At 54.7% G+C, this 24,164-nt stretch carries 21 protein-coding genes; 1 reads left to right on the top strand and 20 read right to left on the bottom strand.

Features of this window, described 5'->3' with window-relative positions; all coding sequences use genetic code 11:
- Positions 1-53: 53 nt before the first annotated feature.
- The 20 genes from BLV87_RS07160 to BLV87_RS07065 all read right to left on the bottom strand — a co-directional run bounded on the left by BLV87_RS07160 (position 54) and on the right by BLV87_RS07065 (position 23,858).
- A complete protein-coding gene (locus tag BLV87_RS07160; RefSeq protein WP_093066888.1) occupies positions 54-1,286 on the bottom strand; it encodes an RNA-guided endonuclease InsQ/TnpB family protein in 1,233 nt (410 codons plus the stop codon).
- A 275-nt stretch (positions 1,287-1,561) separates the two neighbouring features.
- Complete coding sequence (locus BLV87_RS07155; protein WP_093066886.1) at positions 1,562-1,774, bottom strand: hypothetical protein; 213 nt, start codon at positions 1,772-1,774, stop codon at positions 1,562-1,564.
- Between the two features lie 28 nt (positions 1,775-1,802).
- Positions 1,803-5,426 (bottom strand): hypothetical protein, encoded by a 3,624-nt coding sequence (locus BLV87_RS07150; protein ID WP_093066884.1) that lies wholly within the window; start codon positions 5,424-5,426, stop codon positions 1,803-1,805.
- 8 nt (positions 5,427-5,434) lie between these two features.
- On the bottom strand, positions 5,435-6,949 hold the full coding sequence (locus BLV87_RS07145; protein ID WP_139282133.1) for a collagen-like domain-containing protein: 1,515 nt from the start codon (positions 6,947-6,949) through the stop codon (positions 5,435-5,437).
- Between the two features lie 56 nt (positions 6,950-7,005).
- The gene (locus BLV87_RS07140) at positions 7,006-8,607 is read right to left on the bottom strand and encodes a hypothetical protein (protein WP_093066882.1); all 1,602 of its coding nucleotides are present in this window, start codon (positions 8,605-8,607) and stop codon (positions 7,006-7,008) included.
- A gap of 33 nt (positions 8,608-8,640) precedes the next feature.
- Entirely contained in the window at positions 8,641-9,201 is a 561-nt protein-coding gene (locus tag BLV87_RS07135; protein ID WP_093066880.1) for a hypothetical protein, read from the bottom strand.
- 3 nt (positions 9,202-9,204) lie between these two features.
- Complete coding sequence (locus BLV87_RS07130) at positions 9,205-9,966, bottom strand: carboxypeptidase-like regulatory domain-containing protein (protein WP_093066878.1); 762 nt, start codon at positions 9,964-9,966, stop codon at positions 9,205-9,207.
- A gap of 45 nt (positions 9,967-10,011) precedes the next feature.
- Positions 10,012-11,766 carry a hypothetical protein gene (locus tag BLV87_RS07125; RefSeq protein ID WP_093066876.1) on the bottom strand — a complete coding sequence of 585 codons (1,755 nt, stop codon included), beginning with the start codon at positions 11,764-11,766 and terminating at the stop codon, positions 10,012-10,014.
- Positions 11,763-13,616 carry a baseplate J/gp47 family protein gene (locus tag BLV87_RS07120; RefSeq protein WP_093066874.1) on the bottom strand — a complete coding sequence of 618 codons (1,854 nt, stop codon included), beginning with the start codon at positions 13,614-13,616 and terminating at the stop codon, positions 11,763-11,765. Before BLV87_RS07120 ends, BLV87_RS07125 begins: the two co-directional genes overlap by 4 nt.
- A gap of 64 nt (positions 13,617-13,680) precedes the next feature.
- Entirely contained in the window at positions 13,681-14,160 is a 480-nt protein-coding gene (locus tag BLV87_RS07115; protein ID WP_093066872.1) for a GPW/gp25 family protein, read from the bottom strand.
- A gap of 61 nt (positions 14,161-14,221) precedes the next feature.
- Positions 14,222-14,557 (bottom strand): hypothetical protein, encoded by a 336-nt coding sequence (locus BLV87_RS07110; RefSeq protein ID WP_093066870.1) that lies wholly within the window; start codon positions 14,555-14,557, stop codon positions 14,222-14,224.
- A gap of 10 nt (positions 14,558-14,567) precedes the next feature.
- Complete coding sequence (locus BLV87_RS07105) at positions 14,568-15,230, bottom strand: phage baseplate assembly protein V (protein WP_093066868.1); 663 nt, start codon at positions 15,228-15,230, stop codon at positions 14,568-14,570.
- The gene (locus BLV87_RS07100; protein ID WP_093066866.1) at positions 15,227-16,252 is read right to left on the bottom strand and encodes a hypothetical protein; all 1,026 of its coding nucleotides are present in this window, start codon (positions 16,250-16,252) and stop codon (positions 15,227-15,229) included. Before BLV87_RS07100 ends, BLV87_RS07105 begins: the two co-directional genes overlap by 4 nt.
- The gene (locus BLV87_RS07095; RefSeq protein WP_093066864.1) at positions 16,249-17,451 is read right to left on the bottom strand and encodes a hypothetical protein; all 1,203 of its coding nucleotides are present in this window, start codon (positions 17,449-17,451) and stop codon (positions 16,249-16,251) included. The genes BLV87_RS07100 and BLV87_RS07095 overlap by 4 nt, the downstream gene beginning before the upstream one ends.
- Complete coding sequence (locus BLV87_RS07090; protein WP_093066862.1) at positions 17,448-17,939, bottom strand: hypothetical protein; 492 nt, start codon at positions 17,937-17,939, stop codon at positions 17,448-17,450. The genes BLV87_RS07095 and BLV87_RS07090 overlap by 4 nt, the downstream gene beginning before the upstream one ends.
- A 6-nt stretch (positions 17,940-17,945) precedes the next feature.
- Positions 17,946-18,443 (bottom strand): hypothetical protein, encoded by a 498-nt coding sequence (locus BLV87_RS07085; RefSeq protein ID WP_093066860.1) that lies wholly within the window; start codon positions 18,441-18,443, stop codon positions 17,946-17,948.
- Between the two features lie 10 nt (positions 18,444-18,453).
- Entirely contained in the window at positions 18,454-19,890 is a 1,437-nt protein-coding gene (locus BLV87_RS07080) for a phage tail sheath subtilisin-like domain-containing protein (RefSeq protein ID WP_093066858.1), read from the bottom strand.
- A 96-nt stretch (positions 19,891-19,986) separates the two neighbouring features.
- Complete coding sequence (locus tag BLV87_RS07075) at positions 19,987-20,817, bottom strand: hypothetical protein (RefSeq protein ID WP_093066856.1); 831 nt, start codon at positions 20,815-20,817, stop codon at positions 19,987-19,989.
- A 13-nt stretch (positions 20,818-20,830) separates the two neighbouring features.
- Positions 20,831-23,587 carry a zinc dependent phospholipase C family protein gene (locus BLV87_RS07070; protein ID WP_093066854.1) on the bottom strand — a complete coding sequence of 919 codons (2,757 nt, stop codon included), beginning with the start codon at positions 23,585-23,587 and terminating at the stop codon, positions 20,831-20,833.
- A gap of 10 nt (positions 23,588-23,597) precedes the next feature.
- A complete protein-coding gene (locus BLV87_RS07065) occupies positions 23,598-23,858 on the bottom strand; it encodes a hypothetical protein (protein ID WP_093066852.1) in 261 nt (86 codons plus the stop codon).
- 92 nt (positions 23,859-23,950) lie between these two features.
- Here BLV87_RS07065 and BLV87_RS19285 point away from each other — a divergent pair, with 92 nt between their 5' ends.
- Entirely contained in the window at positions 23,951-24,109 is a 159-nt protein-coding gene (locus BLV87_RS19285) for a hypothetical protein (protein WP_175517813.1), read from the top strand.
- Positions 24,110-24,164 lie beyond the last annotated feature (55 nt).

The raw sequence follows: 24,164 nt of genomic DNA, 5'->3' as shown, positions 1-24,164 counted from the left end.
TCATCTTTCATGACAAAAGCCGTTATTTCAAACCTACCCAAATCTACCGATAGCTAACTAAACGTAGTCATGGTGTTGAATTCCTGCTTCATGGGGGCTGGTTTCACTTGTCGCTTGCGCGTCAAGCCAGTGCCATCCCCTCCACAGGCAGACACCGTGTAACTCACGGCGTGGTTGCTGAGCGCAGCCGAAGCATATTCTTGCAAATTCTTGGCTGCGTTTACGTCACGGTCATGAATTGCGCCACATGCGGGGCAAGCCCATTCACGTACCGACAGTGGCAGTTTGTCCACTTTATGCCCACAGCCGGGGGCAGAACAGGTTTTGCTGGAGGCAAAAAAACGATCAGCCACGACCACCACACTGCCCCGCATTGCCGCTTTGTATTCCAGTTGCCGCCGGAACTCGAAAAAACCCATATCACTGATAGCACGGGATAAATGGCGATTTTTCACCATGCCCGACACGTTCAAATCTTCAATGCCGATGGTGTGGAAACGGCGGGTCAAATCCGTGGTGAGTTGGTGCAAACTGTCTTGGCGGATGTTGGCGATACGCGCATGAAGTTTTGCCAACTTCTGTTTTGCCTTGTGGCGGTTAGCACTGCCTTTGACCTTGCGGGACAAACTGCGGGATAGCCGTTGCAGGCGCGAAAGCAAGGCGTTATGCGGTTTCGCCCCTGCCACTTTCCCCCCCGTTGAGAGCGTTGCCAGTGCGGATATGCCCAAATCCACGCCTACCACGCCTTGGTTTTCAGCGGGGAGTAAGTGGTTTGAATCGGTATCCACGGTGATGCTGGCGAACCACTGGTCAGCGGTGCGGGAAACCGTGGCAGAGAGAATTTTGCCGGAAAAGCGTAACGTTTCCCGCATCCGCACTAACCCAAGGTTGGGAATGCGGATGCGGGATGCGTCAAGGCTAAATTGGTCGTTGGTGAGGGTGAAGCTGTCACGGCTTTTGCCTTTCTTTTTGAATTGGGGGTACTTGGCTCGCCCTGCAAAGAAGTTTTTGAAGGCTGCACCGAGTTGGATAATCGCCATTTGTGGGGCGTTTTTGGTGACTTCAAGCATCCACGGGAATTGTTCGCGTTTTACCGCGTTTAGCTGGCGGCGTAGCGACATCTGGTTAGGTTTGGGCTGGGTGTTGTCGTCCTTCCATGCCGCGTATTGGGTTTGCCATTCTGCCAATGCCCAATTGTAGGCAAACCGCGCCGTACCGGCTGCTTTGGCGAAGTACGTGGCTTGCTGGTTGTTGGGGTCAAGGCGGATTTTATGGCTGATGATCATGGATTAAAGAATGCAATACAACGTGATAGTTGTCGAGTCAACGGTGTTTTTGCTGCTACTATTCACGGATAAACGGTAACGGATTATTTTGAAGTCTATTTAAAATGAGCAATATTGGATAGGTTTGAGTGGGTTTTATAGTAACTGTTTTAAACCCCACCTACCGCTTCTTCAAGGGAGTCGTATACTTCTGATCCCACTATGCCTGCTTTTATGAACGTGTAAGTTGCCATCATTCACCTTCCTTATTCAATCTTGCCCAGTCTGGAATCAACTCAAGTGCTAGAGTGTTTATCAGGTTTCACGAGATAACGGATGAATTGAATCACGGCATCTATTGCAAACCAAGTTGCCAGAAAAGCAAACAGTTCAAGCCCGAAACTGCCAAATTTATAAAAGGACTCGGCAATCAGGAAAGCACTTGAAAAAGATACCGTTTGTTCAAGTAATAAACGGTGTGTATAAATCTCCCGTACTAATGTAAACATGTGATTACTCCTTTTTTGAATATGGGTATTAGGCTTGCCAGCGGATACCGCGTAGCGCAGCATTGCCACTGTCCACGCTTTCGAGAAACAACTGCCAGAAACTCTTGATACTGTCCACCCGATCTTGATAGTCAGGCCGGGGATCGTCATCAGCCTGAACTAAGGCTGCAAGCAGATAGGCTGAGAGGGGAGCTGGGTTTGGTGGATTAGCCCAGACAATGGGCAGGGCAAAACCTGTTGACCTAGCCGCCACGCTGGTCAGATTGCTGGTTCCCTTAGAGACCCAGCTATTGGGGTCATGGACTGAAGCCAAAGGGATTTGGAACAGCTCTACCTGAATGTTGTTAAGTGGTCGTTCGCCCCGATTGTTGATACGCACATAAATATGGTTGGTTTCATTGCCATCCAACCGATCAGCCTGACGAAGGTCATCAACATCAGCAAAAGCCGTATTAGGATCGGCGACTGCTGCCTGAACCACGATAATATCGTGACTACGTGCAGCCCACGCTGTTTCACCTAACCGACCCTGGTCGTCAAAACCGTCCCGTAGCAAAGCATCGGCTGGACTCGATATGCAAGTAGTTATACGCAGGGCAGCACGCCGTTCGTTAGCGATCAGGTTATTGATATCATTAGGAGGTTTAGGCGCAGGGTCAAGGGGAACTAGCCGATCCCGTGCATTGTCGGTCACCAAGGCCAGCAGAGCCACATTTTCTGGAATATCTCCTGGAACATCCCACTGAAAACAAATGACTGCTGGCTCACCAGAGGCAACTTCATGAACCTCAATTTTACCGATCAGGAACCATGGAGGAGCGTTATCCTTAGGGAGTCCAGTCCAGAAATCATCAGGTAAATCCGGTGGGATGGGGGGAGAACCTATAGCTTTAGCCCAATAGAGATATACCTCTACCCTCTCTCCAACTTGACTACCCACGTTATGTACTTGCACATAGATTAAGTGCAGTTTCCCAGCCATCAAGTTCTCACTGCGCAATTGTTGGTCAAACTCCACACTATCCGCAACCAAACCAAAAGAAAGATAAGGTGGCGCATCAACCCGAATATCAATGGACTGACTATCAATCAGGGGGACTCCCGGTACAAGGCGGGGATCTTCAGTAAAAGTATTGGCAACGGGCAGGTTAAGGCCATTATCTACGATGTTGCGTCTGATCAAGAGCCTCGTGCTGGAGTTCACCAATAAATCCACCTCATAAATCCCCCTGCCGAATGTGGCAATACGTAATTTATTGTGAGTATTGCCACCGGCATCTTGGAACTGGATCGGCTCTATTTCATAAACCAGCACTAATGGCAGATTACCGTTAAAAGTACGCCAAACGGGTTGGAAGTTAGGCGTGGGGATAGTGCTGGTAGGAGCCAAAACGTTACGGATTACATAAACCCCCGTCAGCGTTCCCACATAGAGTGTCTGAGCACTACCTACAGCACTTGGGCTACCCGGATCAAATGCTATCGCAGTGGCAGGACTCGGACTAAGCTGATCACCGATATTATGGGTCTGCCGAGGTTGCCAGTTAGCCCCACCATTACCCGCTCGTCCAGAGATTTCAAGCCAGCTCTGCCCTCCATCACCTGTGATGTAGACTGTCCCAGGACTAGACGCTACTGCAATGACCGCAATATTTGAGTTGGCTGGATGGGTGGCAATCGCAGATATCCAGTTACCTCGTGATCCTAGAGGCTCGGTGGCATTACGCCAAGTTACTCCAGCATTGAAAGTAACGAAAACTTCTCCTCTGGATGTACCCACCCACCAGTCATTATTGGGAGATGCGCCATAGGCTAGCGCACTGACCTCAACATTTCCTGTCCCGTAGGGATTGAAAGCGGCATGACCCATGACGCTAAAATTAGTCCCGTTGACGGTACGGTAGGCATTGTTGCGTCGCCCTATCAGGGCTTCGTTGTTGTTAAACGGGTGATGCACCAATACTGCGTAGAACAGTGGCTCATCTGCCGTTGCAAATCCATTGGCATCTTTCCCCACAAACTGTCCATGAAACTGTACAATACCCTCGACATTCACCGTAATAGGAATATCGGGGGCTGGATTAGGAAGGGAAAAATCCGAGAGAGAAGAAGTGGCGATTTGTCCCCGCCAGACGCCCTGTTGGGCGGTGACATGAAATAAGCGCGGATTACCGGGTTCAAACCCTATGTCCCCGCCATCACTGTGACCAATGTAGTACCAGCTCATACCACCATAAGTAATCCAACTGCCATTATCCTGTAGCCCCCCACCCATCATAAAAGGATAAGTTGGATGGGTAGATATATCATTGAATTGGGTAGCCAGAATTCCATTGCTCCGTTTACGCCAACTATAGGTTAGATTATCAGTGAATGAGACTCCGCCATCATTGGCTACCCAAGCGTGGTAGGGTTGGTCGCGATCGAATACCACAGCATGTTGATCTGCATGTTGGGCGCGGTCTCCCAACCCATACTGTTGATGATCCAAACACGGGAGAAAGTTAGGGATGAATGGTTTCTTGGTATTTTTCCTCCCCCATGAGGCTCCCCCATCTGTTGTGAGCCACATATCCACTTGTCCGAGAAAAACCACATTGGGATCTGAAGGATTGCACTCTAAAACTAATGCGTACCAAGTAATAATACTGGCGGAATCTGGCTGGGTAGCAGTTGCAGCCCATGTTGCCCCCCCGTTTGTGGAGATAAAGACAGGGGAAAATTTATTGTCAGCCCTTCCCGCTACGCAATACATACGGTCAGGTCGGGTATCACACAGTGCTAGTTTGACACGGTGAAAACCAGGCAGTGCAGTCAACCCACTAATATTAACTTGGCTCCAGACCGTTGCACCGCTCCGGTCATAATCGTCATTGGCACGAATGAAGGTAGCCCGGTAGACTCCCGCACCCTTCAAGGCAACAAACACGGTAAAGCGTGCTGGTACGACCCCGCGCGGGTCGCCATGGTTAATGACCACATCTGTAGCCTGCTGATTAGCAGGGGCTGTCGGTGTACCAGCAGCGTCAATCACATCCTGAACAAAGTGAGGTGGATTGCCTGGACACCCACGCCATAGCCCTTTGTCAGTAGCACACCAAAGACGAGATGATTCCCAGGGATCTACTCGAATCCGCTCATAATGCTTAGCTTGAATGACCCCATTGTCTGGGTGGTCTATCTGGTCAAAATGTTTTCCACCGTTACGAGACCAGAATAATCCATTACCGCTGATATAACCGGCAACAGGTTCTCCGGTTCCAACATAGACGATTTGTGGATCGCTTTGGGCTACCGCCAAGGCTCCAATAGGCAATGCTTGCCGACCACCTTGGGAAGGGCGGAAGTCATCCAGTGATTGCCATGAGTCACCGGCATTGGTAGTTTTCCAAACCCCGCCCAAAGCACTGCCTGCGTAAAGGATACGTCCATCCTGTGGATGGATGGCAAGAGTTCGTATACGCCCGCCGATATTCCTTGGCCCTAGGTTGCGCCATTTCCGCGTGGTCACCAAACTATCTGCCTGCACTGTTTGGGTGGCATGTAACACTGCATCATCCATCAACGCGCTGAATGAGCCTTCGGGAATTTGTCCCAACCGGGCTGCATCAGCTACTGCCCGGAGGGTAGGCTTATCTTCTTTATGTATCATACTGTTACTCATCTCAATAGTGCTGACTTCACAAAATACCAGCTTTCAAATACCCCCCCCGGTGCATGTGGGGTGTGGGTGCCATGCAATACATCACTACTGGCGGAGAAAGGTCGGTTTGCTTCATCAATCATGGCTCCGCAATGAACCCGTATCCAGATTCTGCCCCCAGCCGAGATTCCTGAGAGGAGTTCTCTCGCCCCTACACCCAACGTCCAAACGACAAGATCCTGTTCCAGTTCCGTACTACCACCGATGGAAACTAACGGCATCAGTGCGGATGTACTGTCTACCCTTGAGGCATATTCAAACAATACCTGAACCACTTGTGGTTTTATCTCCCGTATCAGGGGCGATAATGGAGAGGAAAGTTGGATCTGTAATTGCTTTATCGTCTCGACAGCTTGTGCTGGTGAGACAGTCAAACCATGCCCCCAACTGATCTTGGTAATCGCGGGCCAATCTGGGTCAAGCCCTTGACCTGGCTGTCCAGGTGCGCCCGTGTCACCCTTATCACCTTTGGCTCCAGTCGCCCCTCTTGCCCCGGTGTCGCCTTTATCGCCTTTGGCTCCCGTTGCCCCGGTTGCACCCGCGTCGCCTTTATCGCCTTTGGCTCCGGTCGCCCCTGCCGCCCCGGTTGCGCCCGTGTCGCCTTTATCGCCTTTGGCTCCCGTTGCCCCGGTTGCACCCGCGTCGCCTTTATCACCTTTGGCCCCTGCCGCCCCTGCCGCCCCGGTTGCGCCCGTGTCGCCTTTATCGCCTTTGGCTCCCGTTGCCCCGGTTGCACCCGCGTCGCCTTTATCGCCTTTGGCTCCGGTCGCCCCTGCCGCCCCGGTTGCGCCCGTGTCGCCTTTATCGCCTTTGGCTCCCGTTGCCCCGGTTGCACCCGTGTCGCCTTTATCACCTTTGGCTCCGGTCGCCCCTGCTGCTCCGGTTGCGCCCGTGTCGCCCTTATCACCTTTGGCTCCGGCTGCCCCCTGTGGGCCGGGAGGGCCATCTAACGCCGGGCCATCGAAATGCCACCGCCCCATGTTGTCCTGCCGCCATTCGCCGGAGTGGCTGTGGTAACCCGTGGCGACAAAACGGTCTGGATTTTGGGTCAGCCCTGTACCATCAACAGTGGCGATAATGATGGTGCTGTTATCGACATCCCCATTGTCGCTTTCAATTGCGAGCTGTGTGGTCAGGGTAATGACGGTGGGAGCCTGATTATGGCGCAGATCTTCAATGTCGCCATTTTGCCCACGCAACACGACGCGCCATGGGCTACCATCCGCCGGAAGAGCTGCCTGGGCGATGTCATCCAGCGATAGCCGTACTCCGCTTTTGGCAAACGCCACACCGGGCAGGACACGAACTTGACCACCTTCCAAAGTAGCACGCAGTCCCCAAGCTATCTTGTCCAGCCCGATACTGCGGCGAATATCAGCAATAGCCTCGCGCAAGCGGTCTTGCAAGTGCTGAAGGTGCAGTGCTGAAACGCGCTGCCCGTCCATAAATTGGCTGTGTGCATCATCGCTCATGTGTATCGTCCTCTTGCTTTTGTCGGGGTTGTCCAACTGCTGACAGCATCCAATGCTCAGGCATTAGTAATAGCGTCAACTTCGCTCAATGTGACTGTGCCTGCGGTACGGCTGGTAATCACTAATTGGTTGGCATTGGCTGGTGCGGGGAGGAGTTCCAAGCGTAGACCTTTAGCCGTGGGAGTGACCGGCTGTCCAGCAGCATTATCCCAACCCACCAGCAACGGAGCCAGTGGCTGAGTATCCGCCGCCAAGCCTAGCAGGCGCAAACGCCCAGCCACTGCCCCCAATACCGCTGGCAGTTCCCTCCACGGCCCCTCTGGCGAGCCAATGCGTACCGGATAGCCTGTATTATCAGGTGCTGCCAATGACCAAATAACCTCGCCCCGGCTGACTATCAGTGCAGCCCAAGGAGGCTCCCCCGCATCAAAGGGTACGGGTTTGCTGAACAGGAAACTGACCCACTCTTCCTCATTGTTGCCCATGTTCACGGGTTCACTCGCCGCTTTGCCTAGCGCTTTAATCGGTGAGTCGTTTTTATTGTTTTGCCAAAGCATTACCCGTGCCTCTGCGCTACCTGCGACTACGCTTAGGGGTAAGCGCACCCCGGTTAATTCAACCAACCCTGCACCACCATCAAGGCGCACACAGGCCGCACGACCATTGCCAAGTACCAACTGACCAATATCACCATCCTCTGGCCCCTCCGGCGGTAACACACGGGAGAGGGGCATCTCCCCACCCAGAGTCAGGTGTAGACCCTGCAATGCTCCCCATGCTATTGGTATCCCGTCGAGTTTCAATTGCTGGCTGCCTTCTCTCAGGAATTCCAGTTCCACCGTATCGCTCTTGTTAAAGCTGAGCCGGTGCAACAATTGCAGTTCTTTGCCACTCTCCGCAATCGACAGCCTACCCGGTACACTACTGGTCAGCTCCAGCATAAGCTTCCGACCTTCGGGGCGCGTCGCATCACCACTGTAATCTGCCAAAGCTGATGCAATTGATACCAGTCGTTGCCCATCAGTAGTCCAACTGTCATAACGTAGAGCGTCAGTGCTGCCTAGCTGGACAGTGCCGGGGTGCTGCCATACCGGTGTCCCACCGTTGATCCGCAGGCTCAAATCGGCAGGCAGGTCGGGCAGTGACAGCTCCAGCTTTGCCATAAAAAGCTCGGCATCTGCCCCACCTAGTTCGATCAGTAAGCGCTCACTGCGGGTTTCCGGTATTGAGTAACAGTACAGACCAACTTCCAACTGAGGTGTCGACAACGTGACAGGTGTTGGATCGAACTTCATGCCCAGCCAAGCATAAACCTTGTAAGTACCCGTTTGGGGTAACAAGATTTTATTCACCGTCCGCAACTTGCCAAAATCCACGGTCACCGCCGCACTATTTGACGGGCTAATGGCCTCACGCAAATCAGCCACTTCAGCCGCCACTACCCGATCAGCACGGGTAGCGGTGATCACCAAGTCATAGGTCTTGACAATGGCATTGGCTGGCAACTCAATTTCTGTTGTCACACGACTGTGACCATCGGCTGGGGTATGCCCAAACAGGGTTCCTACTGCGTGGGCAGCGACACTGTAGGTAGGCTGGAGACTGGCTATACCCGTGACCTGACTGCTTTTACCACCAACTTGAATGCCTTGTTTCATGACTATGGTTGCCTGTTACCGGTGGGTGAGCATTTATTTGAAAGCCAACACGGTACGAAGGGCATTAAAGCCCTTGTCGAAGCTGGTTGCCGAATCCGCATCATTAATTGGCATACCCAATGCCGTCATTTTTTCGCGTATAGCCGCTTGTTCAGATGCCGGTATAGCGTCCGCACGGTCGTACTTCAATATCTGTTTTGTCAATAGCTGATCCTGTTCCGCTTTGGCAAGCAGAGCCGCCACACTAGTCTCCTGGACAGCACTGTGAATGTCAGAAAATATACCTAATGGCACATCCTGCTTAGGAGCCAAGACCAAATCGACTACCGTGCCAAGACCCACTCGGATACCGGCGGTGATGCTTTGATTGATCACACGCGGTGATTCGGTTGGTTTTTGAGTGTCTAGGCCGCTGAGAAACTGCTCAATGATCGTCGGGTTGGTCTTAACCGATGGCACCTGATAACCGTCACGGACAACTTGGGCTTGGGCAGGCTTGTCAGTGAGGTCAACAAAGACGGTCTTGTCCTGTAGTGCTGATGCAGCCGTAAAACTGGCGAAACTGGAATCAACAAGGTTTTTGGAACTTGCCATGACTTATCCTCCACGTGAATCGGTTAGTATGGTCGTTGCCTTGGCCTGCCGTGTTTCCACCTTGCCGAGTTTGAGGCCAATGGCTTCCAGCGCTTTGCGTGCCTCGGTCAGGGTCAGGCCAGTGAGTGGTGGTATTTCTACAGATTCCTCCACTTGCAGCGCCGCCGCCACGACCAGTTGCACCTTGCCAGCAGGCGGCACGGCTACGTCAGGGTCTGGCAGTTGCATCAATACCGGCTGATTGAGATATTCCGCAGCCGGATTGGCGGGGGGTAGATCGCGCCCAACGACATCCAGTAAACGCCCAACCGTAATGCCAACATCGCTGAGTTCCTTCAACGCCCCCTCCAATTTTTTGCCAATCAGGTTGGGCATGAAGGCACCATCCTGCTGCATTGTCAGGCTTAGCGGGGGGGCTGCGGGTTCGGTGGGTATGGTGATATTGGCAGTGGCTGGTTTGAAACCCGGTGCTTCGGCCCGTACCGTAAAGGCACCTTGTGGCAGGGCTGCGAATACGAACTGACCATCCCCATTTACCGGGGCAATGGCTTCAGCCAGCCAGCCATCACTATCACGACGTGCAGTGACACGAAGGGTCTCTAACCGGATGTTGGTATTGACAAGTGTCACCCGTAACGAGGCCGATTGGCTATTGCGGATGAATTCATTCAGGACACTAATGCCATTGACCAGTGTATTCCAGGCGTCAGCCGTAATCGGCTCACCAGGGGTAACAGTTTTGGCGTCAAAAGGTTCTAGCGACATGGTGTAACTCCTTGGATGGGATTAATAACAGCTTCATGCGTTGCATTATTGGAGCTCCTCATGAGTCGCCGGGCTAGGCCATAACAGAGTGCTGGACTGAACCTGGCTGATGGCATCTGTATCTGTTGCGTCTTTGCTGGGCAGAGCCGCCTTGCCCAGTACCCACTGGTCTTCGGCAAAATCCACCTGTACCTCCACCCCGGCGGGGCGAAAACGCTGAATAGCATGTTTTACCTGCTCCCTGACCTCCCCCCCGTCCGCATGACCCAACGCACGGAAGCGATTGGGGATCAGTACCCGTACATGGTAGGCTTGCCGCTCAAACCAGTGCAGCGAAACCTGTGCAGCCGCATCATGTTTTTTATCGCCTGCAACTTGCGCAAAAAGTGCTGCACCAGCAAATCCCACGGCGTAGCGGGGTGTCACCAACTGGATGCGGTTGAGCAACGCCACCGGGGTTGAACCGAACGGATCTGAGCCTTGTGGCAAACTTGTTGACGGGATTTCTGCATCGGACATCGGCACAAGATGTCGGGCGGATGAGAAACAGCCGTGTTGGACAAAGAAAGCAAAGCGTGTTTTGCCGACACCGATAGCGGGTACGGGTAGGCTATCCCCGGCATGTGGTAGCCGTGCTTCGGGGGTGAGACTGCCAGTTGGGGTAATCACAGCGAAGCGGCTGGTGCGCAGGTTAGCGGCATGTTGTGCCTGACTCAAGGCGGCATCAGCAAAGACAAAATCCCGGCTGTTTTGCACTGGGTTGCCATTACCGCCACTGTTTTCGGCAAAACAAGCACCTTGCCATGCCCAAGCGCGGCTGGTGATGTCTGCACCATCCAGCAATACCCGCCCTTGCTGGTTAAATATCAGATCTTTACCATCCGGCACATGGACGAATGCCCCCACACCATGACCTGCATCACGATTGACGAACATCGGGCTGATGGTACGGTTGCCCACACCCCGCACACGGATCTCCAATAACGCATCATCAAAACCTTTACGGATGTACTCAAACAACTCGGCGTGCTGACGCGGGTGAGGGCCGCGTTCGGCGGGTACTAGGGGATTTTCCTCCAGCCCAAGGTATTCTGTTTGGGGTTCGATTTCGTCACCGGGTACGAAGTTATCGGACGGTGGTAGCCGCAGGCGTAGGCGATCCCAAACCGGGGCTGCGTGCCAGTAGCGGTCAGGACTGGGAATAATCTTCCCCAAATCCAGATCAAGGGCATTGGCGGCTCCGGTCAGTAATGCCCGCACAGTGCCATTGCCCCCCGCATGGATACGGGCAGTGGTAGCGATACGCTGGCGTACACCGTCCAGCAGCACGGGTAAACCGCAGGCAGCCGTAGCTTGAGGCAGCAAGCGGCTAATGCTGGCGTGGGTAGTGGGTGGATTATCATCAGCAAACCGTTGCAGCAGATTGTTGCCAGACAATGACCAGAGTGCCAGCAGGTCATTAGCCAGTTGTACCCGTGCGGCGGAATCACCACCTGTCTCCACGTTGGCACGTAATGCCGCCAGACGTTTTTGTAATTCGGCATGACGTGCAAACAGCACAGCCATCTCGGAGCGCCGCAGGCCATGCAGCCCTGCCAGTAACAGCAGATCGTGCAGTTCCTGTGCCTCATGCAGGCGGTGTGCCTGACGGATAGCCTGCAAGTTGGCTGCCAGTACATCCTGATCACACACCAATGCCTGTACCACCACCCCTAACAGTTTGCCCGGCGCATCGGCCTCAAGATGTCTGGGAAACCGCCCCAACACCTTCAACGCCCGTCCGCTCAAGAGTGTACTCATGTGGTACTCCCTTTTCCTTCGTCTTTGACATTGACGTGCCGCACCCAAAAGCGTTCCAACCCGGTATAAGGTAACGTCGGGTTCATTTGATTAACACGCACACCCGCATCGACATATTCGACGCGATACTCCAGCTTCGTGACTTGATAGCTTTCGGAAGCACCTGCCAGACTCTGCAATGTGGTCTGGTCGATTTTTCCACCAGCAAAACTGTCCAGCGCCTGTTGCAGGTCACTACCAATCTCGAGGGCAGCATTGCTGGCATTGTCATCGGAATTGCCGGTAGTCCCAGCACCAGTAAAACGGACAGTGACGGTCACATCCAGTGCTACCAAGGCATTACCAACCCGAACATCAATAGTGCCCACTATCGGTCTGGCTCCGGTCTGATTGGGCATGATGTTGCGGGTATCCCACAGTGTGGATTGGGTAGGACGCCATTCAAGCCCCACGTCCAGCACCCCATCAATGCCTATTAGCAAGCTGACCAATCGGTTGTAGACCAACGTTTCACCCAAGCCTGCGTCTGCGATAAAGTCTTCGACCACTTGTTTGCCAAGGCGTGCCAGCCGTTCACGTTCTTCCGGTATGAGTGCTAGCGTGACGGGTTGCAGCGTAACATTGACATTCACAGGCATGTGCAGACTATCACCAGAACCGTTGCCGAGTGTGACGGGATCCCCAACAACTCTGGCATACCCACTGCCCGGATTGGCCTCCCCGGGGGGCAAGGATGCCTTGATATTATGGCGGATACGGACACCGACGGGGCGGCTTTCTTCCAGCAGATCAATGGCACGCTGCTCGTAACTCTTGGCCTGCTCGGAGGGCATCTTCGGCAAGGCCAGATCGAGGTTAACAATGCCGGGATGCTCGATAGGGTCTTCTGAAAAACGGATGTCCTTCTCCCGCACCCCCGGCAAGCTGGTTAAGGCACCTACCAACGCACCAACGGTAGCCTTACCTGCATGATCAAGGGAACGCCGCGCCCGCATCCGTAAGGCAGCATCACCTTCTTCCTGCCCCGCAAACCGGGTCGCTTCGGTATTCGTGACTGTATCAATACCGAGGACTGGACGGTTGACGGCAACAATGCTACCAGCCAGCACGACCCCGCTACTGCCACCAACTAGAGCCTGAACCGGGACATCGACACTTAGGCGGCCACGTTGCAGTGTGGCGGTTGCAGTCGTCTCGAAAGTGGCTGCCGGAACATCATGGGTAGACAGCCGAGTACCCACAGCGATAGTAATGTCTGCCGGTGCTGGTGTGCGGCGGCTGAACGTCACCGTACCTCCCGCAACGCTGCGGCTTTTTCTGGTCAGCCCGACCAAGGCAACCAGATTATCCAAGTCACGCCCAGTTGCCGTGTCCAGAAAACCGGCCTGATAAACCTTCTCAAGCTGACCGGATAACACTGCGTATTCACGCCCGATGCTTTCCGCCAGTAGCCGCGTGACACTGCCTGGGCTGCGGTCAGTCAACAGTGGGGCAGCGCCTGCCGGTCGGTTGGCTTCGTAATTAACGTAAAAGACGGAACCTTCAACCGGCCACAGCGCATCTGCCGAGGGACTGTCAGGATGACCGGGGTCGGCTTGCCAGGTAATATCACGCCCATTGCTCAGGGTAAAATCCGTTTTCAGTGTGAACCGGCGAAACTCACGGCCTCCATTAGCGGCTTCCACTTGACCGAAAACCCGCACACTGTTGGGCAAGATACCGCTATCAGCACTCAACCGGAACGGCTTTTCTGCTTCCAGCATACGGAAAGATTCCCGGATGTACCCACCCGTCAGACCTGTCAGCAGATCATCAACAAACTGGGCATAAGGTTCGGCAACGTAACTCATGCGTTAGCTCCAGTATAAGGTTTAATCAGGAATGCAGATTTCGTCACCACTACCACTGAACCTGTCATGCTGTATCTCCCGACAGGTTGAATGGCACGATGATTTCCAGTGGCAGGTGCTGACCGATAACTTGTACGCTCAGCTCGATGCGCACCGTGTCCCGTGCCGGTACGTGCGTGGCCTGTACACTTGCCTGCAATACACGTTCAATGCGCCGTTCCTGTTTTAGCGCCTGTAGCACGTAAAGTTTAATCAAGTTGCGGGTGCGTTCCACATTGGGTTCGCCAATCAGTTCGTGGTGACGTGAGCCGTAATCCGGGTGCCCTAGGGGTGTCAGTTCACCCCGCCGGGTCTTGAGCCTATTGGCAATGGCTTGCCGCAGTGTGTCTACGCCACCGGCTACAGCGAGGTCGCGCTGACCAAGGCCAGCATTCAGCGTATCGCGTAACTCGGCATTTTCGTAAAAACCCGGACTGGAGCGGTAATCCAGACGAAGATCACGACCAAGTAAGGCTTCCAGCGCGGCTGGGTCACGGGCGGTCATCAATAGCCTCCGCCATTATCAAGCATTGCCATCAGTGAAAACCTCGCAAACAAATTGTTCATTACGGGGGGCCTCCATCGGTAAACGCGGGGGTGGCGGGTGGCCCAAGAATGCTTAGTACCCCCGCACCAGCAATGATCTGATCCCCCATGCGCACCAGCCCTTGGTTGTTAATCATCAAGGAACCGGAAACACCGACTGAACCGATGCTCAGTGGGTAGGGGGCACCGCTGAGTGAGTTGACCATCTGGCACATTGAACCAGCCACCGCCAGCGGCATTCCATTTGCCGTGACAAATTGCTGCGGGATCATCACGATAACCCCACTGTCCGGTGGGCCAGCAGCACCGGGTGTTAGCACTACCGCACAACCCAAGGTAACAGGTAACTTTGCCATTGATCCCACCTCATCCGGGGCTGAACTGAGCCATACCGGTCAGTTTCAACATGGGTGACTTGAATTCTGTCTGGGCACTGCCTTGTAGCTTGATATTCATGCCCTGAACCTCGGCATCGCTGGTTGCCTTGAGCGTCAGCTTGCCACCGGCTTCCAGTGTAATGTCACCGTCGGCCTTCAACTCAAGGTTGCCTGCTGCCATGATCTGCACGTTGCCATCCTGCTCCAGAGTAATACTGGTATTGCCCGCCACGATTTTTATGGCACCATCATCCACCGTAAAGGTAACGCCAGAGGGGGTTTCCAACTGTATATGCCGTTCACCCCCTTCATCTGGAATCTTGTAAATCAACTCACCGGGCGCGGCTTCAGGCGGTTGGGTATGCTCGTCGTAGACACAGCCGATCACCATTGGCGCGTTCAGCTCCCCGCCCACAAACATCAGCAGCACCAAGTCATCCACACAGGGCAACATCGACATGCCATAACGTGGCACGGTGACAGGTACCCGCTGCAATTCAACCCCACTGGCACGCAGACGTACATCCACTTGATGGTTATTGCCGTCGGCATCATTGGCGTAGACTGCCAGCACAATGCCCAGTTCTGGCGGCTGCATACGCGCCAGTTCGTCGCGGATGATGGCTCGCAAGGTGTCGATCAACCCGCTCATAGCAATCCCCCGCTACCATGGCTGCCCGCCGCCTCGACGGACAATGCAGTGATAAAACTGTTTTCCCCGTCCAGTTGGTGTGTGACTGACCGTACCCGCAGGGAACCGCTATCACCTTCCGGCAGTGCCTTCAGTTCTAACAGCATCCCAGGGCGCAGTTCCGGGCGTCCACCGATCCAAACCATTCCCCGTAGGGCAGCACGGGCAGCACGCGCCTCGGTTGCCCGGTTAAATTGCCCCGCTGCTGCACGGGTACGCAATGCGGCGGGAATGATGGCACTTTGACCGCTTCCCACAGGGTCATGTGCCAGCCAATGCCACTTGTCACTACCAGCCGAGCTGGCGGCAGCATACTCGGCTGCGTTGACAGTAGAGGGGGGCAAACGACGTGACAGTTGCCAGTCGATCAGGTCGATGCCGTAAACCAATTCTGTAACGGCAGTTTCTTTGTCAGCGCGAATAAAACGCAGCCCCCCCTTGGCGGCACAACTCAATTCTGCACCCGCCAGCCGCGCCAATTCACGGAGATGGTTCCAAACCGGGCTGCGGTTATCGACACTGAAGTTAGGCAAGTCCAGCTCAGCCTCGATTTCACTGTCCAGCTCACCAGCCAGATCACGTACAATATCCGCAACCGTCTGCTCAACCCACGTGGCAGACCGGCGCATCTGGCTGAGTGAAACCGTATCAGCCAAGCCGTTGATAACAAGCTGCCCGGCACAGGTTTGGGCGCTGTCAACGACCCCTGTCCATACAGTACCGTCATCGTCGCCGCCACTGCTGAGCAACCCCGCCGCCGCATTGAGCAGGCCACCGCCACTAGCAGTTTTGGTGCTGAGGCCAATCTGTAGGGTCATGCCCGGTTCGGCAGTCGCCAGTTTTGAGCGCGACCACAGCCATAGCTTTGCGTTGTCGTGTGAATTGAAGGCGAGATCCAAGCGTAGCCTTGCCAACCCAGCCTCCGCCGACGTGAGGCGTTGACCGTTCAGGGTAATGGTTGCAGTAGGGCGGGGCAGGCTCATGATCCTACCTCATCCAGATCAATACCGGCTCGCCTAGCTTCCTCATTCAGTACCTTGGCAAGTTCAGTGGCCAAGGTGCTATGCGAACCAAGCGCTGAAGTGACCATATTATCAAAGCGTGTTTGCGCCGGTGCTGTGACCGCTGATCCTTGCCTGCTGGGTGACTCCGGGTCTATTGGGCCTACTGCCTGAGCTGCTAGACCCCGTAAGCCATATATACCACCTGCTGGTTTAACGTATGCGTCGTTCGGTGAGTGTGCTGGCGATGACGATGCCGTTTGTCTTGCCGTTTGTCTTGCACTCTGATGTACCAGCGGTTTTTCAAACCTGCCTGATGTTGGAGACTCAGGTATCCCCCAATCGTTGTTCTTGAATTGTTCCGGCGGCTGTTGTCTGGATGGGATGCCCCGGCGTGACGCGAGTCCCCCTAAGCACGCGGCAAGCTGACGTTCGGCAGCCGCTATGCTTGCCAATGTATGGGGTTCCTTCTGGGGTTTCTGCTCAACTCGACTGGGGTTTGGCGATGCTGGAGGATTGATCGGTATATTCCATGCAGCCGTTGCACCGATCCGGCTGGCACGCATGGTCAACTGTCGTTGGGCAGCTTCCGCATCAAGCTTGGTTGGAAATGGCCTAGTGGTTTGTGAACGGTTTTTGTTTTGTTGGGGCGTCTTGCCAAATGGCTTCCTCCCTAACGTCACCGCTGACAAATCAGGTTTCTGGGGGGGCGATGCCAGAGCTTGCCGGGTAACTGGGTATTTGTCCGGCAAAGGCTGAGTCTTGGTACGGGAGAATGTAGTCAAATGCGGATTGGCCTGCGGGTGCTGGGTTCCCAGAGGGGAGAAGGGTTCAGGCATCAGTACCTTTCTGGCTGGGGTTGCAGCCGGAGGGGCGTGGAGCGCCATGCTGGCCTTACTGGCAAATATTGCTTCGGCAGGGGAGGCCAACGGCGGCTCAGATTGTTGACGCAATACCTGCTCCAAAGCATCACTGAAGGGGGCTGCCAGCAAAGCTTCCATGCCGGGTGCTGTAAATAGTGACGATGCCAACTCCCGCCCCAGACACATCAGCCGCAACTCACTCCCGCTTGCCAGCCGCTGAAAATGCTGCACTGCCGTGGCCTGATGCGTCAGCAGACGCTCTGCTGGGGTAGGTGTCAGCAGTGGGCTAAACAGTTCTGGCGGCGGTAGCGGGGTCATGCGGTATCCTCCCGTGTTGCGTCACGGCTGTCTCCAGCCAGCATTTCCAGATACAACAATACCTGCCCCACGGTCAGTTCGGCGCATTCGGCAGGTGTCCAGCCAAATTCCCGCGCCAGAATGAAGATGGCACGGGTCAGGGGAGCCTTGATGGCCTGTTGTAGGTTTTCTTCAGACAGGCTCAGCCCTGAAATACGGTTCACCTCCCCAAGCAGGAACTGGGCTAACCCAGCCGACAGCCGTGAGACCTGCTCCACACTCATGGGTGGTTCGACCAGCGCCTGCTGCACCATCAGCACGCTGGTCAATACCCCCTGATCCTTGGCGGCTTTGCCGATACGTTGTACATCGCCAACTGTTAGTGGGCGCAACAATACCTCCCCTCCCGCTGCTTGAGCGTCTTCTGGCAGCACATGCGCAGGAATCGTGACAGTGTGCTTCTGGCTACTGCCAGCCAGCAAATCATTGACGGAGAGTTTGGTAGCCATGATTTATCAACCCGCTGTTGCGTCTTCGACCTTTACCCACAATGCCCTGAAGCTGACCTGCTCCATCGCGAAGTCGTCTTCCGGCAAGTCGTAGTTCCACTCGTTCAGCTTCACCCCCATAACCGTCACAGTGGCGCTGTTGCCGGGTAATGACGGATTTTCCAAGCGTACATTCAGGTTAAACGCAGGGCTGGTAAAGGTGCCTGCCGGACGCGAGTCCGCTGCCCCCCCCAGCATCAGTTTCAGCAATGCGCCATTGATGTAGGCCCGCTCGATGGTACCGTAAACGTTGATATTGCCGGGGCGCAGTTCCGTCGCAAAACGCTGACCCAGTTCGTGGAAAGGTGTCACATCATTGGTGACCTTAATGGTCACGCCAGTGGCGCGGCCTATCGGGGTAAGTGCAAACGCATCAGTGACGGCGCGGGCAGCGTCGCCCTCTGCCCCTTGCTCTACAGCCACTGAAATAGTGCCATCTGACCCACGGTAAACATTTGTAGCCATAACCTGCTCCTTATTCGAGATTCATGATGACCTTGACGAAATCGATTGAGAATGTTGGTTTAAGGGTCATTGTCACCAAGGCAATGCCGTTAATCTCTTGGGCGCGGGTGGCGCTTACCTCCAAGGTGTATTCGGTCAGCATCTCGTCGACAACCATGCCAGCAAGAAAACCGTCCAGCGTGGCTTTTAATGCCGCCCGTACCCGTGCGTTATTGAGTTTGCCGATGTAGGGGTTAGAACCCTGCCGCACCCCGGCCTTGGCAAAATCGACGGTACGCCGCACCGAAACCTGCTTGAATGCGCCACTGTCGGTGCTGATCCCTTTCAGCACACGAGTACCGAAGTTCTTGTGCAGCACCATGACCCGGTTTTGCAGGAGGTTTTTCTGTTCTGCCCGTGTGTAGTCGGTGGTCAGCCCGTCAGCCGCCAAATCCTTGTTAGTCAGGCTAATATGCGGCGCGAGTGTGGCAAGCCTGCCTGCCACCAGTGCGGCGGCATAAGGCCCCGGTAAATCAACCTGTCGGCGGGAAGCAGCGTCAGTGGCCTTGATGCCCGGCGCAACCAGAATGACACGCTTGTTATCTATCGGGTTTGCCACTGTTCCATCCGCACTGACGCCAAGCACGGCTATCCGTTCCAGTCCGTCGTTTTCGGTGGCCTCCAGATGCGCTAGCATCGAGCTTGTTGGATCATTGGTACTGCTTGTACTGCCTACGGCAAAGCCGCCAGCCACCACGATATTCACCGGCTGGGTAGCCAGTTTAGCCAGCCCGACTGCCAGTTCGGTGGTAGTAGCGGCAGCACCATCATTGGAACCGGGTGTGGTTTCTACTATTGTGGTTGGAACCTTGTCTTTATTAGTACCTGTACTAGGGGTAATTAAATCACTCACAGTTACCCATTGGCTCCCCGTGGAAACAATGGCATCACGCAGCGTTTCAGCCGTAGCACCCTCAAACACTTCCTTGTTACCGGCATATTCCAATTCCAATTTGAGAGGTGTGGTAGCTGCGCCTGAAGGCGGCGGGAGCTTGATGCTATTTGCCCATGTGCCGGGAGACTTGGCTGTGAGCGTAAACAGGTCAACCGGGGGGTTAGCCCCATCCCTGACGGTCATGACACGGGCAACGGGTATGCCGTTGGCAATGCGCACAGCATAGACGGTAGACCCGCCCCCCTTGAATACCTGTTCCAGTGTGCGTGTCAGGCTCAACGGCGGCGGCGGTGGTGTTGCCCCCGCTGGAACCTGCCATTTGTCATATTGACCGAAGGTATCCAGTGCTTCGGAATAGGAGCCGAGGATCACGACTTCATCAACCTTCCCACGGTTGGCAGTACCCACAACACCGATATTGCCGGTGGAGATGCCGCCCACTCCGATCAGGCCCTCTGCCCGCACATCAATGTAGGTGCCTGGCAGGATCATTTCACCGATGCTTTCACTCATAAGAGTTCCTCCTTCAATATTGAGGCCGGTAATGGAAAGACTGCCAGCCACGGTGATCGGCGGCAGAAAATAAATGCTTGGGAGTCATGGCAAACCTCAACTGATCGTCTCCACTTCAAACGGTGCGTTGTCCAGGCGGCTGCGCAGGCGGATGCGCCGCAATACGCCACCGGAAGATTCGGGTTCGTCGAGGATGTGTTCATAGTCAAAGTGCCACCGCAGTAGCCGCTGCGACTGGTTGGCGGCGGACAGGATGACAGCCCCAGCCTCATTCAAGGCCAGTTGGCGTAACCCGCGTATTCCGGCAGGGGCATGTTTCAAGTTGTCCAGCACGCTATTGCTCAAGTCCCGGACATCCGTGCTGTTGTCCCCGATCACCACCAGTTTGAGCATACCGCTCAGCCGCTCAACCCGCCGTTCCCACTGACCGAGGAAATAGGTCACAGCCATAATCCCCGTAGCGGGTAGCGGAGTGCCGAAGGTAAGCTGACCGATAGCAGGCTTGACTGCAACTTCGCCACTGGCAGGGTTGGCTGCCACAACAGTGAAAGGGTTGCCGTCCAGTGTGGCCTGAAGGTCATCAGCACCAAAAGGTGTATTCTGCCCACCACTATCCACCAACCCGCCGTGCGGAAGGGTGAGGGTGCGGCGATCCAAGCTGAGCAAGTTGCCGCTCTCTTCCCTAGGCAATATGGGGTTAGCCAGATTAATGCGGCTAGTCCAGCGCAATGCGCCATTGTCAATGAGTTCAGCCCGTTCCCCCAAGCCGGTGAGCGGCTGGGTGAGGTCGGACAGTGACAAGACAATTGCCGGTAACTCGCTGCTGGCGAGTGCCTCAATGATGCCGACACTGACTGGAGCAGGCGACAGGCTGCTAGGCCGGAGCAAATAATCTTGTATGGCGTTGATGAAGCTGATAACGGCCATGCTTACCTTATCCTCATGGTGCTGGGGTGGGGTCGACTAAATCGAACAACCACGCCATGCCCCGGTTCAGAGCCTGATTACTGGGGTTTCCGGGGCGCATGGCATTGGTGTCGAGTGGATTCTGACCACTGGTACGGGTTACCTCCAGCCATTCACGCAGCAGTTTGACCCATCCCAATTGACGGGCAGTCTGCTCACCTTCGTCAAAGGCCGTTTGCCCAGCAGCTCCAGCACCCAGCAGACGCGAGCGCCACGCACTGGGATCTGTGGGGCCTTGATGCGCGGGCATCTTGCTGTCATAACCGCTACGGTTACTGCCTTTTTCATTGAGCGCCCCACCTGCCACGATCATGCGCCACTCATTGACCCGCCGCCTGTCGAGGCTCCAGTTACGGAATACTTGGTAGATTTTCTCGATATTGTTACCGCCGGAATCCTGCATGGGACTCATATGGGTAGTCGCACCAAGACACAGGATGGCGGCAAAGTCAGCGGCAACACTCATCAAAGCATCACTGGAGCTGCTCTTGGCAGGGTCGTGGATATACTCGTAGCCTTCCTGTTCCGGGTCGTGGGTGAGTGGCGTCCCCCCCAGATTACGTGCGGGAGGCACTGGCCCATTCCGACCATAACCCACGGCTTGGGCAAATTTAGGCGCGTGGTACAGGGTGTAATCTGTATCATCGGCACTGCTGCCGAGTTTTTTGAATATGGCGGCTTCTGCGTCGTGATCCTCAAGCGAGTCCTTAGCGTCACCATGATCGGCAAAGGTCGCGCCGCTGGGCAATTCGTAATCTGGGTTGCCTGGATTCTCTGGGTTGTCCGGGTGCACTATTTCCCCCTTGAGCAGCCCTGTAGTATTACCTCCTGGCTGTTTGACCGTGTTGCTGAGGAATTCGATAAATTCAGCCAAGGTCATGGGGGCAATGGGAGCGGGGACAATTTGCGGGTCGCTGCCATCTTCGCTGGCGGAGAACACCAGTTGGAAACGGTCTGAACGTACAAACAACTCGCCACTGCCAGTCCACCATAATTTCACCAGCGGGCGGTAACCACTTGGGTAAACTTCGGATAAGACAGCCCTATCGGATACGATCGGGCGCATGTCGTGGTGTAGGGTAGTATCATCGAACAGCCCCACAAACCGGCGTTTGACACTGTTGTCAGCCGGGTTGTTATTCTCAGAAGGCTGTTCATCGTCAGCAGGCGCGTTGTTTTCAGCAGGTTTTTCTGGAATAAATTCATCACGCAAACGACAAGACTGACTGAACCATAACCCCAGCATGACTAGTGCCCATTGTGCGAATGCAACCCAGAAAGCCATATCTTCAAATGCCGTGTGGGCGCTACTCTCTGGTTTCATGGTGACAGGAAATAACAACCCGAAAAAATAGAGGAACAGGGCAAACATAACCAATGGTGGCAAAGCAAACACCAACGCAAGACCCAACTGCCCCCCACGTTGACCATGCGCCCCGTCAATAGAAGCCAATAGAACCTGCAATGAAGCAATGCCTGCTGGTAGTGCGAACAAGACTGTCCAAGAAAAACCGGCAGGCAGATTGTCTGCCCCTAAAGTCGTAAACAGTACGGTTGCCAGTATCCCAGCAATAATCAAGCCCACCATACCGAGCCAGTAACGTCCCCCGATACCATGCGTACTCAGTGAGCCGATCAAAGCACCAAGTCCGATGGAAGCCGGTAGCCCAAACGCCAAGGGCGTAGCCAGATATTCCAGATAGCTCCGCCCAGTGCGCTTGCTACCATCCGCCAGAAAAATCTGCCCACCGCGTGGCATGGCAGCCACCACCAACGGCAACACCAAAGCCGGGACAAAAAATAATGCGAGCCAGCCCCACCAACTCCAAAAGCCGTAACCGTAGCCTATGGGCAATACGCCATGCCGGTACATGTGGTAGCCATCCTTGATAAAATCGGTGTTCATGGTGGGGGGATCAAGGGATGCCAAATTCTCTACGAAGGGCTGATAGCCGGGGCGGGAACCATCACCGGCCTTATACACCGCCTTCAGTGCTTCTTCCCAAGCGCTGAAAAACTGCCGTGGTACTTCGTCGCTTGTTGGCCACCACAGATCCCATGCCTGCCCACTCCGGGTGCTGCTGCGTCCCAGAACAGTACGGGCGATGTAGGCTTCCATGTTCCGCTCAGTGGGGGCATGAAACTTTTCAATGCCGTCTTCCACCGTTTGCCACTGAATGCCATTCACATAGGGGTGTGAAACCACATCGGCGGCAATATGACAGACATGCCCAAGGACAAAAGCACGCATGGTATCCAGTGTATGGTTACGCGCTGGCAGCGCCGCAACCTCCGCCGTAATGCGTTGTTTAACCTGCGCCCAGAACTCCAAAATCAGGTCACAGCTTTGGGCATTAACCAACTCACGGTTGGTATCCGGCGTGCCTTTGTGGACAGTATCAAATACCCACGCATGACCCGGACTTAGCAGCCCGGAAAAGCCCGTAATATCCGGCCCCATGGAACCCATCACCGCAAACTGTGATATGGGGTAACTCCGCAAGTCATTGCCCACTGGCGGGGCGAACAGTACACCCGGCAATTGGGTACGCGGACGCGGGTCACTGGAGAAGATGCGCGAAGCCTCTGTAGCGATAGCCAACAATTGCCGTTCCAGCGTGGTGACACTGGCTGCGCCGGTATCAATCCGATGTTGCAGGACGGCGCGGATTGTGTTGATCCGTTCACGCGCCAACAACATGATGGCTTTGTGGGTAAGAACAGCAGGCATGGTGATTCTCCTAAGTACTCACACTAACGGATACGCTGATGGTGGTGCTGCCGACCCGATCCGGCAACGCATCTTGCAAACGCTGGAAGGCTCCAGTTGTGTCTTCTAGCCCCTGATTAACACCCGCAGCCAATGCATCAAGCGTATCCAGCAAAGGTGCGAGCAGGCGTTGCAAATTGAGTTGTTCGAGCGCCCCGATAATGCCGTCATAAATCTCTAGGGGTGTAGCCAGAATGGCTTCCCCTATACGCATCAACTTTAAGCCCTCCATTCCCTAACTTGCTGTAATCTCATCCAATTATTAGGTTTTTTCCTCCGTTTGTTTTGTCGGCAAGCGGTTGAAGAAGCGAAGAGTTTTGCCAGTTGCTTGAGGCATTTTATCAAGCTGCGTCGCTCAGCGATGCAGGCGGCAAGATGGGAAGCCTGTTCCTGAATGGCTTGAACACCTTTGGTGAGGCTGCGCTGGGGTATTTCCCACAATCCGGTGAGCATGATCCAGTGTTGGATGAGGATAATCAGTAATTTGACGTAGATTTCACACAAAATTCGCCATACGTTGGCACTTCTGGAAACCGCG

Origin of the sequence: Thiothrix caldifontis (assembly GCF_900107695.1) — a bacterium.
Lineage (GTDB): Bacteria > Pseudomonadota > Gammaproteobacteria > Thiotrichales > Thiotrichaceae > Thiothrix > Thiothrix caldifontis.
This window is presented reverse-complemented; position numbering and strand designations above follow the sequence as displayed.

What these genes read in the sequence shown, in the direction of transcription:
- BLV87_RS07160 (WP_093066888.1), bottom strand. Translation starts at nt 1,286, where the DNA reads ATGATCATCAGCCATAAAATCCGCCTTGACCCCAACAACCAGCAAGCC.
- BLV87_RS07155 (WP_093066886.1), bottom strand. Translation starts at nt 1,774, where the DNA reads ATGTTTACATTAGTACGGGAGATTTATACACACCGTTTATTACTTGAA.
- BLV87_RS07150 (WP_093066884.1), bottom strand. Translation starts at nt 5,426, where the DNA reads ATGATACATAAAGAAGATAAGCCTACCCTCCGGGCAGTAGCTGATGCA.
- BLV87_RS07145 (WP_139282133.1), bottom strand. Translation starts at nt 6,949, where the DNA reads ATGAGCGATGATGCACACAGCCAATTTATGGACGGGCAGCGCGTTTCA.
- BLV87_RS07140 (WP_093066882.1), bottom strand. Translation starts at nt 8,607, where the DNA reads ATGAAACAAGGCATTCAAGTTGGTGGTAAAAGCAGTCAGGTCACGGGT.
- BLV87_RS07135 (WP_093066880.1), bottom strand. Translation starts at nt 9,201, where the DNA reads ATGGCAAGTTCCAAAAACCTTGTTGATTCCAGTTTCGCCAGTTTTACG.
- BLV87_RS07130 (WP_093066878.1), bottom strand. Translation starts at nt 9,966, where the DNA reads ATGTCGCTAGAACCTTTTGACGCCAAAACTGTTACCCCTGGTGAGCCG.
- BLV87_RS07125 (WP_093066876.1), bottom strand. Translation starts at nt 11,766, where the DNA reads ATGAGTACACTCTTGAGCGGACGGGCGTTGAAGGTGTTGGGGCGGTTT.
- BLV87_RS07120 (WP_093066874.1), bottom strand. Translation starts at nt 13,616, where the DNA reads ATGAGTTACGTTGCCGAACCTTATGCCCAGTTTGTTGATGATCTGCTG.
- BLV87_RS07115 (WP_093066872.1), bottom strand. Translation starts at nt 14,160, where the DNA reads ATGACCGCCCGTGACCCAGCCGCGCTGGAAGCCTTACTTGGTCGTGAT.
- BLV87_RS07110 (WP_093066870.1), bottom strand. Translation starts at nt 14,557, where the DNA reads ATGGCAAAGTTACCTGTTACCTTGGGTTGTGCGGTAGTGCTAACACCC.
- BLV87_RS07105 (WP_093066868.1), bottom strand. Translation starts at nt 15,230, where the DNA reads ATGAGCGGGTTGATCGACACCTTGCGAGCCATCATCCGCGACGAACTG.
- BLV87_RS07100 (WP_093066866.1), bottom strand. Translation starts at nt 16,252, where the DNA reads ATGAGCCTGCCCCGCCCTACTGCAACCATTACCCTGAACGGTCAACGC.
- BLV87_RS07095 (WP_093066864.1), bottom strand. Translation starts at nt 17,451, where the DNA reads ATGACCCCGCTACCGCCGCCAGAACTGTTTAGCCCACTGCTGACACCT.
- BLV87_RS07090 (WP_093066862.1), bottom strand. Translation starts at nt 17,939, where the DNA reads ATGGCTACCAAACTCTCCGTCAATGATTTGCTGGCTGGCAGTAGCCAG.
- BLV87_RS07085 (WP_093066860.1), bottom strand. Translation starts at nt 18,443, where the DNA reads ATGGCTACAAATGTTTACCGTGGGTCAGATGGCACTATTTCAGTGGCT.
- BLV87_RS07080 (WP_093066858.1), bottom strand. Translation starts at nt 19,890, where the DNA reads ATGAGTGAAAGCATCGGTGAAATGATCCTGCCAGGCACCTACATTGAT.
- BLV87_RS07075 (WP_093066856.1), bottom strand. Translation starts at nt 20,817, where the DNA reads ATGGCCGTTATCAGCTTCATCAACGCCATACAAGATTATTTGCTCCGG.
- BLV87_RS07070 (WP_093066854.1), bottom strand. Translation starts at nt 23,587, where the DNA reads ATGCCTGCTGTTCTTACCCACAAAGCCATCATGTTGTTGGCGCGTGAA.
- BLV87_RS07065 (WP_093066852.1), bottom strand. Translation starts at nt 23,858, where the DNA reads ATGGAGGGCTTAAAGTTGATGCGTATAGGGGAAGCCATTCTGGCTACA.